Genomic DNA, 16,652 nt, shown 5'->3' on the forward strand with positions numbered 1-16,652 from the left:
GAATTGATTCGTTCTCACACTCCAACTACATCCCGGAGATTCACCCCGGTAATTACGGACGTATCATGATGGTTTCAGATGTTTCCGCCGGGTGTTTCCGCTTGTGTCCGGGCTGGTGCTGCAGTGGCAGGAGTTGCCGTATCATGCCTGCGACGGCTACGCAGGAAGACCTTAATGACCTCATCAACGAGCAGCAAGCCAACGGCAGCAGCGATGCATATCCTCCACTGGTCTCCGCTCAGCGAGGTCAAGCCAAGGAGGCGCTGCAGGAAGCCGAGCTCGGTCGCCAGGATGGTTATCAACAACGCCAGGCCATAGAGGCGCAGCTGGTTCCGATCATGAATAACGTCCCTGTCAAAGGCAGTGCCGGTCTCACTGCGAACGCTGAGTCCCCTGGAAATGCTGAGTAAGGCGAAGGCCACAAAACCCATAGTAGCCGCCGTGGCTGTGCCTGCCGCCTCGTAGATAGCCTCCAGATAGACTGTGACGATAGCCATCAGGATACCGAGGAAGGCGATACGCACCCATTGTGAAGTTGACAGGAGGGGTTGTTTCAGCGGCCGTGGTTTCCTCTCCATCAGGCCTGTGGTTGGCTTGTCGAACCCAAGCGCCATAGCCACCGGGACCGAGATCAGGAAGTTCAGAAACAGGACGACAAGCGCTGCAAACGGGGTTCCTCCGAGTACAAAGAAGAACGCAGCCAGCAGGTAGCATGTGATGTACGCCACAAGCTGTCCCATCTGGAAGCGGACAAAGTTGAACAGGTTGTTATAGATATGTCGGCCATACTCCACCGCCTTGACGATTGTGGCGAAGTTGTCGTCGGTCAGGATCATCACCGCTGCGTCCTTAGAGACTTCGGTGCCGGTAACGCCCATTGCCACGCCGATGTCGGCTTTCTTCAGCGCAGGGGCATCGTTAACGCCATCGCCGGTCATTGCCACGATGTTGTCCTTCTGCTGGAGCAGGGTCACCAGCCGGATTTTGTCCTCCGGGGTCACGCGGGCCACCACACCGATCTGATCCAGCTGTGGCTTCAACTGTTCGTCAGGAAAGGCGGCAAATTCCGCCCCTGTCAAAGTCTGGCCTTCGATGCCCAGTTCGTGGCCTATGGAGGCGGCAGTCACCGCATGGTCGCCGGTAATCATACGCACCTGGATGCCGGCACTGTGGCAGCTGGTAATTGCGTCCTTTGCCTCGGCTCGCGGTGGATCGACTATGCCCACCATCGCCAGGAGGGTCAGATCCTGCACCAGGTCGAGCAGCTTGCCTTTAGGATCGAAGGCTGCCGGATCGAAATCGCGACGCGCCACGACCATGACCCGCTTGCCAGCAGCCGCCATACGGTCGTTTTCGGCCAGTGCCAGCTTACGATTTTCATCGGTTACTGCCAATGGCTCTCCACCCGGAATCCAGTAGTATCCACCACGAGAGATCAACACGTCAGGCGCTCCTTTGACGCAGCAACGCACAACCGGCTTTCCCTGCTCGTCGGTCATGTTATGGAAGGTCGCCATGAACTTATATTCGGCATCGAAAGGCACCTCGGCCACACGCGGGAACATCTCTCTCGCACTGTCCACATGGATCCCCCCCTTCTCAGCCAGCACGATCAGAGCGCCCTCTGTGGGGTCGCCAATCAGTGTTTCTCCGTCCAATCTGGCGTCGGCGCACAGGGCCATGGGCAGCAAGACCTGATCGAGGTCGATTCTCGTCCCGCCTGCGCTTTGTATTTTTCCCTCAGTGTTGTAAGGCGTCGTATTTTTCTGCCACGGCTGGCCGGGCAGGATTCCCCTGGTCAGTTTCAACTCTCCCGTGATACCGTAGCCTTCGCCCGTCACATGGTAGCGGTTCTGGCCGGGGACAGTGAACTCGACCGCCGTCATCTTGTTAAGCGTCAGCGTGCCGGTCTTGTCTGTGCATATGGCTGAGACCGAGCCAAGCGTCTCCACCGATGGCAGCCGTTTGACGATGGCGTTCTGGGCCGCCAGCTCCCGTGTGCCCATGGAATACATGGTAATGACCACAGCCGGAAGGCCGGTGGGGATGGCTGCGACAGCCAGAGCCACGCCGGCGATGAAGATAGAGTCCAGGGGCTGCCCGTTGTTGATCCCCATTATGACCATCAGGACGAAGGCGAGACCTGCAAGCGCTGCAATGATCATCGTCAGCCGGTCGAGCTGCTTCTGCAAAGGCGTCTTATCCGCCTTGGTCTTGTTGAGCAGGTCGGCTATGTGGCCCATCTCGGTGCCCATGCCGGTGGTGGTGACGATCATCTCTCCGCGACCACGGGTGACTGAAGTATTCATGTAGGCCATGTTGTGGCGGTCACCCAGGGGTACCTCGGACTTGTCGATGACCTCGCGGTTCTTGGACGAAGCAACGCTTTCGCCAGTCAGAGCCGCTTCCTCGATTTCCAGCGTTGCTGTCACAAACAGGCGTCCGTCGGCAGGGACGACATCACCGGCCTCCATCAACACGACATCGCCTGGCACCACCTGCGCAATATCTACTTCCTGCGTCACGCCATCCCGGCGCACATGAGTGATGCTTTTCATCGTCCCGGCTAGCGCCGCCAGGCTGGCTGCGGCCTTGGATTCGCCGCGAAGGCCCAGCATCGCGTTGAAGACGGTCAGACTCACCAGAACCAGCGTGGTCCCCCACTTACCTGTGAATATCTGGTTGATAAGCGCCGCCGCCAGCAGGACGATCTGCATCAGGTCTTTGTACTGCCGCAGGAACGCCTGCCATCCCGGCTCTTTATTCATCTCCACCAGGTGATTCGGGCCATACTTCTGCAAGCGCTGCTGCACCTCAGCCGCACTCAGGCCCCTGTCCGGATCGACCTGAAGCCGGCTGGCGATTTCTGCGGGCGTAAGTGCGTACCATTTAACATCTGACGCCATATGGGTCGGATCAGACGATGTGGCTTGATTGGATGACATGCTTCTTCTCCTGAAAAGTGTGGAGGTTTTGATACTCCCCGGTTTTGAGTTGCCCTGCTTTCTGGCGTGGTCTTACCTATTCTTCTTGCCTTTCTTTTTGGATTCGTTCCTGGTTACCTCACTGCTTGAAGCCGGAGCTTTTTGATTTGCGGCAGCCTTTGCTTCGGCCTTTAGGACAGCTTTATCCTTCCGACCACCGTCCTCGTTCTCGAGCTCTTCCTTAGCCACAAGCAAAGCCTGTTTCTGCTGCTCGCTGACTGTTGGATAGGCCAGGTTGAGTTTCTCCATCGTATGATAGAGTACGGCTGCAACGGCCAGCCGCGTGAACCACTTATGATCGGCAGGTACGATGTACCAGGGTGCCCATTCGGTGCTTGTATGGTTGAACATGTCTTCGTAGGCATCGATATAGTCATCCCAATGGGCTCGCTCTTTTATGTCAGATGCAGAGAACTTCCAGTTCTTCTCAGGCATCATGGTCCGCTTCAGGAAACGCTCTTTCTGGGCCTCCTTGGACACATAAAGGAAAAACTTGACGACAATGATGCCGTTGTCGACCAGGTACTTCTCGAAGTTGTTGATCTCTTCGAAGCGCCTCTTCCAGATACCCTTGTCCTTCAGTGCGGGAGGGAGCTGCTGTCCGGCGAGGATCTCAGGATGCACGCGCACGACCAGGACTTCTTCATAGTAGGAACGGTTGAAAATTCCTATGTTACCGCGAGCAGGCAGGGACTTGAAGTTCCGCCAAATATAATCGTGGTCCCGTTCTTCGCCGGAAGGCGCCTTGAAACTGTAGACATCGACCCCCTGCGGGTTGACTCCCGACATGACGTGCTTGATTGTTCCGTCCTTACCGGCTGCATCGAGTGCCTGAAGGATCATGAGCAGAGCATACTGGTTCTGGGCCCAGAGCTTGTCCTGCATCTCGGCCAGCATCTGGATACCTCTGGCCAGGATCTCTTTTGCCTCTGCCTTCTTCATCCAGTCCCCGGTGAAGCCGGGGTCGTAGTCTTTCCTCAGGTTGATCTTCTTGCCTGGCGGGACTCTCATGAAGTCCATCAATGCTTCAATTCTGGTTTCTGCATCTTCAGTTCTGTTTGCCATAGTTTGATTCCCTGTATTATTCCTTAATCGGATGTTCAGGACCTGTCGAACTTCCGGGGTCATCCGGATGTGTTTGAAGCTTCATTCATTTTTAGAGACCAGGATTTCAGGCGGCAGGAAGAGCGAAACGATTATACCGCCTATTGTAATGATCACCAGCCCCAGCAAGGAAGTTCTTATCCCCTTAATGCGGGCGATTTCGTTGATCCTCAGGATTTCCTCTGCAAGGTCAGGGGGGACACCCCCCAGGGCGGCCTGTAGTTCCTCGTTGCTCAAAAATTGCACATTCTCTTCTACCGCAGATACCAGGTCGGGTTTGAGATCCTCAGGAATGGCAGTACTGTCATCGATTAAGGTAATGGCTCCTACTGCCAGGCCTGCAACCAGGAGAGAGCCCATAAGCGCAGTCCCGATGGCCATGCCAAGGTTCTGGGAAGTACCCATCAGGGCAGCCGTCTCGCTCGTCCTTTCGGGAGTTACCTGGGAAAGCACGAGGTTCATCACCTGGGATGCTATAAGCCCCCCACCTATACCTATCAGGGCGAAGCCCATCATTAAGCCAAGCCCCCTTACCTCTACGTCAATGGTTGCAATAGCCAGGAAAAGACCTGCGAGAAGTATGACCAGTCCGGCCTGGATGATGCGCTTCGGGGCGATGAAGATGGAGAGCCGGGATGCCGTTAGCGAGGCGATCAAAAGCGGTATGGAAAGAGGCAGGTAGACAAAGCCGGTTTGCATCGCGTTTAAGCCCAGGACGATCTGAAGGAAGAGGGCCATGCTGAACAGGAAACCTCCGAAAAGGAGGGTCTGGACCATCTGGGTGAGAATTCCAGCTGTGATCCTGCGGTCCCTGAGCACATCGAGCCGTACGAGCGGCATTCCCCCGCTGCCAATGATATGGCGTTCCCAAGCGGCAAAGCTAAGAAGGATAATGACTCCTGCTGCAATGAATACGGGAGTCGGGGAAAGGCCGAACGGGGAAATTTCAACCCCTGCTATTGAAAAAGTCTGGCGTGCCTTCCACCAGCCGTAGGTCCCTGCCATCAATATACCAAAAACGATAAGCCCCATTCCCAGCGCGGAGAGAATAGACCCGATTACATCCAGTTTCGGTTCTTCTCCGGCTTTAAGAGGCGCATCCAGGATAGCGCGGCTTAACGCCATAACAATGATCACTATCACCACCTCCCCGGCAAAGGCGAGCCTCCAGGTGTATACAGTCGTAAGCCAGCCTCCTATGATAGGGCCAAGAGCAATTCCGCTTGCAACGATTCCCCCAATTATCCCATAAGCAATGGCACGATCTTCCCCTTCGTAGTTTGAGGTCACTAGAGTCTGGATGGCAGGCATGACAAGGGTTGCCCCAAGTCCTTCAAGGATCGACCAGCCCACAAACAGTACACCTATTGTCGGGCTGATCGCCGTCAGGAGTGACCCCACCCCGTATATCACCAGTCCGAGCCTGAATGCTCGTTTTCTCCCAATGATATCTCCGATCTTTCCCCCTGTTATCATAAAGGATGCCATAACAAGTGCATACAGAGTAATAGCGCCCTGGACGGTAGTTACGTCCGTATTGAAGTCACTGATAAGTGCTGAAATCGAAACGTTCATGATTGTGGTATCAATAACAAGCACGAACATTGCAAGCACGAGTGCAACAAGTACGGTCTTCCTCTCGATGTTATCACCTCTGATAAATGGGAATAAAAGGGCACAGTTGCGGCAAATAAGCTCCACAAAAGCTGGAAAATAACCCTTTTCAGCCGGAGCTCCTCACAGCAATTAAGCAGGAACAGGAGGCCAGAACAGAAGGCCAGGAATCCTTTTTGATCTCCACAAAAAGAATTATCTTCTGCCAGCATCTCACCCCTTAATCTCTTCCGAATGCTTCCCTCACCCCGGGTAGCATTATGTAGATAAGAACAAGGGCGTTAACGATAACTGAAAGGTTAATGTCATACCATGAGCCTCCGGTAACCAGCACTACAAAAGCCAGGCACAGATTAAAGACTGAAATGACGGCCAGGAAGAGCCATGCTTGCGGGTCTACCTGCCAGAGCATCTGAGCCACCCAGGCCCATATGTAGGCGAGCAGGCCGTACAGAAGGGCATACCAGAGGTTAAAAATACGAATGTTCACAGGCCCGAGAAAGGGAAGAAATCCAAGAAAACGAAGCATTGCAATACCGTTTAAAAATGCAAGTAGTACAGCCAGAAAGGTCAGAATAGTAACACCAACAGGTCTTTCCATATTTTTGTCTCCTTATTTTTTTCTCGAAAAACTCCTTCATCAGGTTCGCATATTTAGCCCTCCGATGGCTACCCCGATTCCCGAGAATAAGTAACAGCACCGATACCAGCGGAAGAAAAAGGTTCCTGCCGGAGAGTTGCCTGGCAGGAGTAAACAGGGTATGGGGGCCCCAGGGATTCCCAACCCACTTACTGGTCAAAGGTGTTTAATCTGTCCCGAATGCCTCTCTCACCCCGGGCAGCATAACATAGATGAGGATAAGGGCGCTAACAATTACTGAAAGGCTAACGTCATACCATGAACCGCCTGTAATCAGCACCACAAAATCCACGCACAGACTAAATACCGCGATAACAGCCATAAACATCCAACCCTGCGGATTTACCTCCCAGAGCATCTTGGCCACCCACGCCCAGATATATGTCAGCAGGCCGTACAGGAGGGCATACCAGAGGTTGAAAATACGGATGTCCAGAGGCCCGATAAAGGGAAAAAAGCCAAGAAAACGAAGCGTTGCAATACCGTTTAAAATTGCCAGCAATATAGCCAGAAGAGCCAGAATGGTAACGCCAATAGGTCTTTCCATAGTCTTATCTCCTTATTTTTGTCTCCTTATTTTTGTCTCCTTATTTTTGTTTCCTTATTGTTGTCTCGAAAAAACCCCTTCTTCAGGTTCGCATTTTCAGTCCTCCGATAACTCCTCCGATCCCCCCGATAATGAGGAAAAACCCGAATACCCACGGTAGAACCAGGGCTCCTACCAGAGAGTTGTTTAGAAGGAGCAGCCCGAGGATTATGGTAAGGACACCAAGGATTCCGGTCCCCCATCCTCCTCCCTTAAGTCCCAGAAAAAGTTTTACAGCCCCGGTGATTATTGCCCATACCCCTATGAAAATAATGAAGAGTGTGAGTACTACGAAAGGGCTGTAAATAGGGTACATCAATACAAGAATTCCTGCAATAATGCCCAGTATACCTGCAAGCAGTTTCCATAATCGGTTCCCCGAGAATACGAATGCCCCTAAAACGGAAAGGATCCCACTTGCCAGCCAGAAAATGCCCAGGACCTGTATGAGAAAGATAGTGGTTACTGCAGGGCTATATATAAGGAATAAACCAACAATAATTGCAATAATCCCTTCCAGAAGAACCACCCACCATGGTGTTCCCAGTAATTCAGACCCTACCTCACTGCCTGGTTGTTCTTTAACTTCAACTGGTTGTTCCATATAATCCATCTCCCCAATTTTTTAGCGCCCCAGCTAGTTTTCCACTATTGGAATACAGGCATGAGCACAGCTAAAGAGACATCATAACCCTGAGCAGAAGTATCCCGTTTCCGGAAAATTTCCGGCACACTCAGGAATCAGCCAGAATCAAAGAGAAGATAGTCTTCCCCCTCCACAAAGAAGAGCATCCCTTCTTTCCAGGAAGTTCATTGATGGAATTCACATCTGGAATTCACATCTGGAATTCACATCTGGAATTCACATCTGGAATTCACATCTGGAATTCACATCTGGAATTCACATCTGGAACTCACATCTGGAACTCACATCTGGAACTCACATCTGGAATTCACATCTGGAATTCACATCTGGAACTCACATCTGTAAAGTTAGCCCTTGAATGATCCAGGGTAACCTCATTGTGAAAAGTTCTGATCAAGTTCATCTTGATCAGGTGCATCTTGATCAAATGCAGCTTTTCCATCATTGAAAGCCCCGAAATGACGCAGGCTGAATAAACTATTCATCATCACTGCAGCATATGAAGGTAGGATTCTTTTGGAATTTCAATTTAAGGGTTAATTTCAAGACCGATTTCAGTACCAAGGTTAATTCCCACTCCACATTCGCCTGACGACGAAGCAGTGATATAACTAAATATATACAAATCATTAGATATAAAATAACTTATTATTAATTCTCAAAAAAGATTCTTTTATACGAAACTCCGTCAGCTTGCGGGGAGTTCCTTTAAAAAAAGGAAAAAGATTGAAGAGAAGGAAGGAAAAGAAGTTCTTATTGAGAGAATTCGATAAAAAGGGAATAGAATCAAATTGAAAATAAAAGAGTTTGAGGTTTAAGGTTTTCTTCAACCTTAACCTCTACTCGTGAACTCCGTATCGGAATTCTTTTTTTCCATAGCTTTCAGGGTCATTTTCGTTCCCGTAACTGCATGCCGGGAGAATTCCGAGTTTCAGCCTCGAAGAAGTAGTATTTCTCATCTTCCTCTGTCATCGTCGTTTCAAAGGAATTCCAGTTCAGGAAAGTCCCGGCTGAGGGAAAAGTCAAAAATAAGGGAATATAGGGCAATATTAGAATGAGGAAAACGGGAAAACTGGGGAGATGGCGGAGCTCATGAAACGGCCTGGAATTGGCCCTGCAGGTTTGCAGGTAAAAACGTGCAAAAAGACGTAAAACATATAAGTCCCACATCCCAGAGGATCAATGATGAATCCGACAAAGAGCCGGGAAGTTCCCCTATATATCTATCACGCCGGGCAGTGCGACCCGAAGAAGTGCACAGGAAGAAAAATGGCGCGCTTTGAGCTTGCCCGCCTTTACGATAAGATCTCAAGGCTGCCCAGATCAGCGATTTTACTTGACCCTATGGCAGAAAAGGCTCTCTCACCAGCCGATGACCCTAAAAAAGGAATTATAGTGCTTGACTGCTCCTGGGAAGAAGTGGAAAGGGTTTTTCCGGAACTGGAAAAGCTGAACCTGGAACACAGGGCCCTTCCTTACATGCTTGCAGGCAATCCGGTGAACTTCGGAAGGCCCTTCAAACTCAACTCTGCAGAGGCTTTTGCAGCAGCCCTGTACATCTTAGGTTACAAAGAGCAGGCCGAAAAAGTTATGTCAAAGTTTAACTGGGGGCACAGTTTCCTTGAGTTAAATAAGGAGCCCCTTGACGAATACGCAACAGCAAAAAACAGCGCTGAGATTGTGGAAATCCAGAGCCACTATATCTGAAAGCAGTTTCGTTTGGAGAAAAGAGAAAGTTCAGTAAAAACAAGAGGGAACACAGTGAAACAGGCAATAAGGACTCAAATAGGGGTTATAGGAGCCAGCATCTGCAGCAGGGAAACCGAAGCTCTTGCAGAAGCTGTGGGAAGAGAGATTGCAAAAAAAGGAGCTGTCCTGCTCTGCGGAGGTCTGGGGGGAGTAATGGAAGCGGCAGCGCGGGGAGCAAAACTTGAGGGAGGAATGACCACAGGAATCCTGCCCGGAACCCTGCGAGAGGAGGCAAACCCCTGGATAGATGTAGCCGTGCTCAGCGGGATGGGGCATGCCAGAAATGCCCTTATAGCCCAGTCCTCGGATGCTCTGATTGCGGTCGATGGGGAATATGGGACCCTTTCGGAAATAGCTCTCGGCCTGAAGATGGGAAAACCTGTGGTATTGCTGGAGTCAAAATGGAAAATCAAAGGTGCAGAGAGTGCAAAAGGCCCGCTGGAGGCTGTGGAACTCGCTTTCAGGCTATTGAAGGAAGGAAAAAATTGAGAGAGAATTGAAAACATTACAAGGAATTATGAGAGGATATGAGTGAAGCGGAGCCGGTAAAAAAGGAATATTATCACATTTACATTATAAACACAGTCTGTTTTGATAGCATAATATTAGTTCTCTCATATATTTTTAATACATAGAACATAAGTTTATACTAAATTAATTATTTTTATCAGTCATGCGAATTCGAGTTCATGAGCTATAACCTTTTTTCAGGAAGCCATGAACAGTTTATTAAGTATCGAACAAAGAATTTTTCTAAATTTCATATAAACGAAGCGACATTAAAACTTTTAATATGTTCTTTTTTGGTATCTCTGTCAGGAGCAGTGCGAATTTATATCGCCTCTTTATTACTCAAAACCACTCCTAATGTGGTTACCTGCATTGCCGGGGGTCTTATTATTTACAGTGTATACACCCTTGACAGAGCACTTGATTCAGAGGAGGATTCCATAAACAGAAAGGAACTGAACAGTTCTAACAAAAAAATTGGACTTGATGTTTCATTTGTGACTTTTGTAATAGGAACCCTCATACTGGCAAAGGACGGGATGCTTGTACTTGCTTTTATACCCATCATAACAGGATATCTTTACAGTAAAGGCATTCAAATCGGCAATTTCTCTTTGAAACTCAAAGGAGGACTTGGAGTAAAAAACGTTGTCGTTGGTCTTTCATGGGGAATTTTCATCACAGGACTTGCAAGCAGCGGTTATGAAAACATTGGTCCTATTGTTCTGGTTTTTCTATTGTTTGGTGTCAAAGTCTTTATTAACTCTGCTATTGATGATTTCAAAGACGTGAAAGGTGATACTCTTGCAGGTATCAAAACACTTCCCATAATCCTGGAGGCAAGGAAAACTCGCAATCTCCTCACTGCTATGCACATATTCTCCCACATGATAGTAATAGCAGCCCTTATTGACGGAGTCCTTGCGTTCGAACCTGTGATTGTCCTTTGTAGTTTTGTTTACGGGCTAATCTGCATATTAAATTATACAAATGAAGATAGGTCGCTATCCAGAAAACTTGGACTAGCCTTTTTTAAGGATGGAGAATCAACAGTAATACTCATATTACGAGCTGTGACCGGCTCGTTTCTTGTTTAACTGCCCCATTCATATGGGGCACAACTTCTACAGACTTCTCTTTTGAGGACGTACCCGTAGATGGCAGTCAGAGCGACTATTACTCTTCTGTAAGGCTCGGGACTTCTTGCCATAACAATGGCAACTCTGATCGGGGTTGCTGGCCTCACAATTAAGAACCGCACTTTCCAGAATGGTTGCAACGATGCCATATTATTGAACAAGAGCAAGAGCGTTTTAAGAGCAAGAGCTTTTTGATTGATGGGGTCGCTGTCAATAAATGCGGGCATGATGGGATCTATACCTATTATGTTGATGACATCACTTTTTATTTTGCAGGATAGGCCCCCTACCCGAAATCCTCCATCAGCCGTGAGCGCATAGCTGCCTTACCATGTGGATGCGTAACGGATTCTAAAATGTTATCAAATTTCTTTCTATCCGGGATGTCTGCAGCCTAGATATGAGTGCTTACTTTAGGTACTTTAAGCTCTCTAATCCATTTTTGAGGGTCTTCTAAAGCCCATTTTGTGAACTGTTTCAAGAAAACTATATATAGTTTGATACCTCCCTTTTTTATGCTTCGTGCATATTCCATGTGAATGCGAAATATATCAAAATCATCCAGAGTGAGTTCAGTGAGTAGCTTATCGATCCCTAACTCTGAAAGTCTCTGACAAAGGCGATTTCCAAGACTGAGATTGTTCAAAATGGTAGCCCTCCGCGGATTCTCCCGGCGCATGAAAATAATAAACCTCTTGAGAAGCTGTTTATCAACTGAGATTTCAGATTCATCAAGGCGGGCATGTGCGCGCTTAAGGTTGTCTGTAGTTCCGTGAATGTCTTCGAGCTACCATGAAGGAGAAAAAGAGAGTTAGTGATGAGTTAGTGATAATAGATTGTGTAATTGTTTCAAAAGGAAACTTCAAGAATTAGGAGGCAGGCTTCGACTCAGACTGGCAGGAGTTAAGGGGTACGCCAGTATTCCTCCATAAAATGTAAGAAAAGTTATACCGGAGTTTTAAATGCACCTTATCGTAACGGAAAAAAATATAGCAGCAAGGAGGATAGCTGCGATTCTGGCTCCAAAAAGTCCCAAGAAGGAAAGAGTCAGCGGAGTAGACGTATACCGGTACGAGCTTGGAAAAGGCGAAGGCAGACAGGAGACTGCAGTAGTAGGGCTTTCCGGGCACATTGTCGGGATAGATTTTCCAAAAGAGTACAACAACTGGCAGAAGGTTGATGCCAGAGCCCTGATCGAGGCTGAAATTACAACAACTCCTATCAACCGGAAGATAGTAACTGCTTTAAAGAGCCTTGGAAAAGAAGCAGACAGGGTCACGATTGCAACTGACTACGACCGGGAAGGAGAACTGATAGGAGTCGAAGCTCTGAACATAATAAAGAAGGTTAACCCGAATATCCCTTTTGACAGGGTCCGCTACAGTGCAATCACCCCAAAAGCAATTGATGCAGCATTTGCAAATCCTACAAGTGTTGATTTTAACCTTGCCGATGCGGGCCACTCCAGGCAGGTTATTGACCTGGTCTGGGGAGCTGCTCTTACCCGATACATTTCCCTTGCAGCAGGAAGGCTCGGGAAAATGTTCCTTTCCGTGGGAAGGGTGCAGTCCCCAACATTATCGCTTATAGTTGACAGGGAAAAAGAGAGGAATATCTTTGTCCCGACTCCCTACTGGGAGATCCATGTTGAACTTGAAACAAAAGCAGGCGAGACTTTTTCAGCCCAGCACTCAACCCGCCGTTTTCTTGACAAGCAGGAAGCTTCAGCGGTCTTTAAGAAACTGGGGAAAAAAGCCGAATTAAAAGAGATCGAAAAGGGCACAAAGAGTGACCAGCCCCCCACCCCTTTTAATACTACAAGCTTTATCAGCGCGGCAAACTCAATAGGGCTCAGCCCTGCAAATGCCATGCGCATAGCCGAATCCCTCTACACTAACGGGTACATTTCCTATCCCAGGACCGACAATACGGTCTACCCCGAAACCCTTGACCTCAGGGCTCAAATTGAGATTTTTAAGGAAGGACCTTTTAAGAAGTATGCAGAAACCCTGCTTGAGAAAGCCGAACTTGTCCCCACCCGCGGGAAGAAAGAAACAACAGATCACCCCCCTATCTATCCGGCGTCTCTTGCAAAGGAATCCGAGTTAAAAGAAGATGAATGGAAGGTCTACGAGCTTGTGGTCAGGCGCTTTTTTGCAACCTTTGCGGGCCCGAGCACCTGGGAGACCATGCGCCTGAGACTCGAAATCAATGCCGAAGAGTTCAGGGCAAACGGGGCAAGACTGCTGGAACCCGGCTGGCGCTGGTATTACCCTTACAATGCCCCTGAAGACAGGCTGTTTCCGGAACTCAGCGAAGGAGAAATCCTTAAAGTCATAAAAAAAGAGATGCTGGATAAGGAAACCCAGCCCCCTGGGCGCTACGGACAGGGCAGGCTGATCAACATAATGGAAGAGCTGGGCTTAGGTACGAAAGCCACCCGCCACGAGATTATCAGCAAGCTCTATTCCAGGGCATATATCCACGGAAACCCGGTGCAGCCCACAAATACCTCTTTTGCCGTAGTGGAAACTCTTGAGGAATACTCGCCCACGATTACAAAACCGGACATGACAAAGCTGCTTGAAGAAAATATGGACCTTATTGCAGAGGGCAAAATCAAGGAGGAAGCCGTCCTTGAAGAATCCAGGGAAATGCTCAAGCAGGTCTTTTCGGAACTTGACAAAAACCGGGACAAGATCATAGAGTCCCTGCAGGCAGGCCTCAGGGAAGACAAGATCATAGGCGACTGCTCCCTATGCGGAAACGAACTGATGATCCGGCGATCAAAAAGGGGAAGCCGTTTCATAGGCTGCAGCAATTACCCCAACTGCACTTTCTCCCTCCCCCTGCCAAAGAGCGGCCAGATCGTGGTTACCGACAAGCAATGTGAGATCCACGGCCTGCACCACATCCGCATAATTAATGCCGGAAAACGCCCCTGGGACCTCGGCTGCCCCCAGTGCAACTTCATCGAATGGCAGAAAACCCAGCAGGAAGAGCAGGCCCAGCAGCCCAAAAAAGAAAAGCCCAAATCCATTAAAGACATCGAAGGTGTGGGAAAAGCCACTGCAGGAAAACTGGAAGAAGCAGGGATCACAAGCGTGGAAGCCCTGGCAGAAGCCGACCCCATAGAACTTGCAAAAACGATAAAGACCAGCGTAAAAAAGGTCAAAACCTGGCAGACATCATGTAACGGAAGCACTGTTGAGGACGTATGAAAACAGTCCTCACTCAGACTTTTCAGACTTTTTTCTTTCTTTTTTCTTTCTTTTTTAGAGTTTATCTTAAGAATTCATAAACTTCTTTCAGGCAGACTTGCAAATTTTTGGTTTTGATCCTCAAATGTATAAGTTAAAAAATTATTAAGTTATATGTATTCACATCGGATTCCAAAAAATTATTCATTTTTCAAGAGTTATTGAACCGTATCCAGGAAATTAAGTGTTGAATCAGCTATTTCCTAATAAAAACTACCTTGTAATGAAGTTATTTGCTCTTAAAAGAAAGAAAAATTCTTTATTAAACATCAAAAAGATTTTTGATCCTTATTTTGGAGATTCAATTTAGAAAAACTAATAACAAAACCGAATGCCATAGTTAGAAATAAATATAACTTGTTCATACATTAAGCTTTTATTAAACTTTATTATTACTTTCAGTGAAGAATAAGAGTTATTCTTTCATATATATGATTTTAACATCTCATTTTGGCGTAAAAAGCTCAATAAATGTATAAATAATCAAAAATAAGCGGCTGAAATCCTTTATTTCACACTAATTCTGGAGATGTAGATTATTATATTCATATATATATTTATACACACTGATTTTTCTTTGGTAATCTAAACAATATTAATATTAATTTAAGCCATGCATAGCTATTTATGATCATACTTCATGATAGTATCTAAAGATAAGGGATTTAAAATTAAGTTAGATTATTAATTGTAAAATGTAGCAGTTATATGAAAAGAATGCTTAATAAATATATGTTGAGAGTAAAAAGATCGTTAAAATTGGATCCAATTTAAGAAAACTGGAGAGTGGGGATAAATGCGGAAACAAATATTTGGCAGAGTGAAAAAGATGGTATGTCTTTTCATCATTGTCTTTTTCTCGATATTAGTGCCAACTGCAGTAGCAGAAAACAACAGTAGCACAGGGGACAGCGGTAGCTCGGAGCAGAACACAGAAATTCCCGGATATACGGATACGGGCTCAGGGAACGTATTTAACAATGTCACATTTAACAATGTCACAATTATCAATGGGCCTAATTCATGTAACACATTTAACAACGTCGTATTTAACAATGTTACATTTACCTATGATCAGACCCCAAGAATCATCGTTCACAATAGCCGGAGTCCGGGGGACACCGTTCAAAATGATTTGCGCACTGAGAACGCCGCTGGGGAATCTGGTGCAGAAGAATCTAGCAAAGAAACCACTAACGAGAATGAAACTGGGGGAGCCACATATAATAATGGGCCGTACGCAGGAGCAACCATTAATAATGGGCTATACGCAGGAAGCTACATTTACCTGGGAGAATACGCAGGAGGCGAATTTAACGAATCAGAAAGTATCATAAATAATGGGCAGTACTCAGGGAGTGTCATCAACAATGGACAGAACGCAGGAAGCTTCATTTATTCTGGGTCGGAAGCGGGAAGCTCCATATATAATGGAGAAGCTTCGGGAAGTACCATAAATAATGGAGAAGCTTCGGGAAGTACCATCAACAATGGAGAAGCTTCGGGAAGTACCATCAACGATGGAGAAAATTCGGGAAGCACCATAAATAATGGACAGGGTTCGGGAAGTACCATTAACGATGAAGAAGAGGCAGGAAGCACAGTAAGTTATGGACCTAATTCGGGAAGCACAATCAACAATGGAAAATATTCAGGAAGCACAGAAAATAGTGGAGAAGATTCAGGAAACACAGTAAATTATGGACCGGATTCGGGCGACGAGAACTATATTGGAACGGGAGCAGGGAGCACCATTAACAATGGAGATTGTTCGGGCGCTGAGAATTATATTGGACCAGAAGCAGGGAGCACCATTAACAATGGAGATTGTTCGGGCGCCGAGAATTATATTGGAACGGGAGCAGGGAGCACCATTAACAATGGACCGGATTCGGGAAACATTATTACTGAAGGGCCGGGAGCAGGGAGCACCATTAACAATGGACCGGATTCGGGAAGCATTATTATTGCAGGACCGGGAGCCGGAAGCACTATTAACAATGGACCGGATTCTGGAAGTACCATAAATTGTGGACCGGATTCGGGAAGCACAGAAAATAATGGACCGGATTCAGGAAGCACCGTGAATAATGGACCATATTCAGGAAGCACTATAAACAACGGACAGGATTCAGGAAGCACTATAAATAATGAAGAAGAAGAGAAAGAAAACACAGTAAATAATGAAGAAGAAAAGGAAGAAAACACAATAAATAATGAAGATGAGGCAGGAAGCACAGCAAATAATGGACAGGAAACAGAGAGTAACGGTAACGAGGGAGAGAACTAAACATAAAAAACGTTGAATTGGCAAAATACTTTCGATAGAACTTATGCAGTCGAACAGAGAAGACTCAGTTCCAAAATATAGGAATTTTTAAATTTACATTCATCACTGGATTTTGGAACTGAGTCGCTGA

At 47.4% G+C, this 16,652-nt stretch carries 13 protein-coding genes; 6 read left to right on the top strand and 7 right to left on the bottom strand.

Annotated elements, in window-relative coordinates; all coding sequences use genetic code 11:
* Nucleotides 1–74: 74 nt before the first annotated feature.
* The 6 genes from ACSAZL_RS10380 to ACSAZL_RS10405 all read right to left on the bottom strand — a co-directional run bounded on the left by ACSAZL_RS10380 (nt 75) and on the right by ACSAZL_RS10405 (nt 7,532).
* Nucleotides 75–2,945 (bottom strand): cation-translocating P-type ATPase, encoded by a 2,871-nt coding sequence (locus ACSAZL_RS10380; RefSeq protein WP_440948590.1) that lies wholly within the window; start codon nt 2,943–2,945, stop codon nt 75–77.
* A gap of 72 nt (nt 2,946–3,017) precedes the next feature.
* A complete protein-coding gene (locus ACSAZL_RS10385) occupies nt 3,018–4,049 on the bottom strand; it encodes a polyphosphate kinase 2 family protein (protein WP_440948591.1) in 1,032 nt (343 codons plus the stop codon).
* An 81-nt stretch (nt 4,050–4,130) separates the two neighbouring features.
* Nucleotides 4,131–5,789, bottom strand: a complete 1,659-nt coding sequence (locus ACSAZL_RS10390; protein ID WP_440948592.1) for an MFS transporter — start codon at nt 5,787–5,789, stop codon at nt 4,131–4,133.
* Between the two features lie 133 nt (nt 5,790–5,922).
* Complete coding sequence (locus tag ACSAZL_RS10395) at nt 5,923–6,303, bottom strand: hypothetical protein (protein ID WP_440948593.1); 381 nt, start codon at nt 6,301–6,303, stop codon at nt 5,923–5,925.
* 205 nt (nt 6,304–6,508) lie between these two features.
* A complete protein-coding gene (locus tag ACSAZL_RS10400; protein ID WP_440948594.1) occupies nt 6,509–6,889 on the bottom strand; it encodes a hypothetical protein in 381 nt (126 codons plus the stop codon).
* Between the two features lie 82 nt (nt 6,890–6,971).
* Entirely contained in the window at nt 6,972–7,532 is a 561-nt protein-coding gene (locus ACSAZL_RS10405) for an HdeD family acid-resistance protein (protein WP_440948595.1), read from the bottom strand.
* Nucleotides 7,533–7,744: 212 nt separating this feature from the next.
* Here ACSAZL_RS10405 and ACSAZL_RS10410 point away from each other — a divergent pair, with 212 nt between their 5' ends.
* The 4 genes from ACSAZL_RS10410 to ACSAZL_RS10425 all read left to right on the top strand — a co-directional run bounded on the left by ACSAZL_RS10410 (nt 7,745) and on the right by ACSAZL_RS10425 (nt 10,930).
* Nucleotides 7,745–7,936 carry a hypothetical protein gene (locus ACSAZL_RS10410; RefSeq protein WP_440948596.1) on the top strand — a complete coding sequence of 64 codons (192 nt, stop codon included), beginning with the start codon at nt 7,745–7,747 and terminating at the stop codon, nt 7,934–7,936.
* Nucleotides 7,937–8,759: 823 nt separating this feature from the next.
* Nucleotides 8,760–9,281, top strand: a complete 522-nt coding sequence (locus ACSAZL_RS10415) for a DUF367 family protein (protein WP_440948597.1) — start codon at nt 8,760–8,762, stop codon at nt 9,279–9,281.
* Nucleotides 9,282–9,335: 54 nt separating this feature from the next.
* Entirely contained in the window at nt 9,336–9,812 is a 477-nt protein-coding gene (locus tag ACSAZL_RS10420) for a TIGR00725 family protein (protein ID WP_440948598.1), read from the top strand.
* Nucleotides 9,813–10,012: 200 nt separating this feature from the next.
* Nucleotides 10,013–10,930: a UbiA family prenyltransferase gene (locus ACSAZL_RS10425; RefSeq protein ID WP_440948599.1), complete on the top strand. Its 918-nt coding sequence runs from the start codon at nt 10,013–10,015 to the stop codon at nt 10,928–10,930.
* Here the strand turns inward: ACSAZL_RS10425 and ACSAZL_RS10430 are convergent.
* Nucleotides 10,927–11,199 (bottom strand): hypothetical protein, encoded by a 273-nt coding sequence (locus ACSAZL_RS10430; RefSeq protein ID WP_440948600.1) that lies wholly within the window; start codon nt 11,197–11,199, stop codon nt 10,927–10,929. The two genes, ACSAZL_RS10425 and ACSAZL_RS10430, sit on opposite strands and share 4 nt — an antisense overlap.
* A gap of 735 nt (nt 11,200–11,934) precedes the next feature.
* Here ACSAZL_RS10430 and ACSAZL_RS10435 point away from each other — a divergent pair.
* Both ACSAZL_RS10435 and ACSAZL_RS10440 read left to right on the top strand, forming a co-directional pair.
* Nucleotides 11,935–14,193, top strand: a complete 2,259-nt coding sequence (locus tag ACSAZL_RS10435; protein WP_440948601.1) for a DNA topoisomerase I — start codon at nt 11,935–11,937, stop codon at nt 14,191–14,193.
* A gap of 907 nt (nt 14,194–15,100) precedes the next feature.
* Nucleotides 15,101–16,522, top strand: coding sequence for a hypothetical protein (locus ACSAZL_RS10440; RefSeq protein ID WP_440948602.1), 1,422 nt, complete (start codon nt 15,101–15,103; stop codon nt 16,520–16,522).
* Nucleotides 16,523–16,652: the final 130 nt, after the last annotated feature.

Source organism: Methanosarcina mangrovi (assembly GCF_052057765.1).
GTDB lineage: Archaea > Halobacteriota > Methanosarcinia > Methanosarcinales > Methanosarcinaceae > Methanosarcina.

Excerpts from the sequence above, each read along its gene's own strand:
- ACSAZL_RS10380 (WP_440948590.1), bottom strand. The coding sequence starts at position 2,945 with ATGTCATCCAATCAAGCCACATCGTCTGATCCGACCCATATGGCGTCA.
- ACSAZL_RS10385 (WP_440948591.1), bottom strand. The coding sequence starts at position 4,049 with ATGGCAAACAGAACTGAAGATGCAGAAACCAGAATTGAAGCATTGATG.
- ACSAZL_RS10395 (WP_440948593.1), bottom strand. The coding sequence starts at position 6,303 with ATGGAAAGACCTGTTGGTGTTACTATTCTGACCTTTCTGGCTGTACTA.
- ACSAZL_RS10400 (WP_440948594.1), bottom strand. The coding sequence starts at position 6,889 with ATGGAAAGACCTATTGGCGTTACCATTCTGGCTCTTCTGGCTATATTG.
- ACSAZL_RS10405 (WP_440948595.1), bottom strand. The coding sequence starts at position 7,532 with ATGGAACAACCAGTTGAAGTTAAAGAACAACCAGGCAGTGAGGTAGGG.
- ACSAZL_RS10410 (WP_440948596.1), top strand. The coding sequence starts at position 7,745 with ATGGAATTCACATCTGGAATTCACATCTGGAATTCACATCTGGAATTC.
- ACSAZL_RS10415 (WP_440948597.1), top strand. The coding sequence starts at position 8,760 with ATGAATCCGACAAAGAGCCGGGAAGTTCCCCTATATATCTATCACGCC.
- ACSAZL_RS10425 (WP_440948599.1), top strand. The coding sequence starts at position 10,013 with ATGAGCTATAACCTTTTTTCAGGAAGCCATGAACAGTTTATTAAGTAT.
- ACSAZL_RS10430 (WP_440948600.1), bottom strand. The coding sequence starts at position 11,199 with ATGCCCGCATTTATTGACAGCGACCCCATCAATCAAAAAGCTCTTGCT.
- ACSAZL_RS10435 (WP_440948601.1), top strand. The coding sequence starts at position 11,935 with ATGCACCTTATCGTAACGGAAAAAAATATAGCAGCAAGGAGGATAGCT.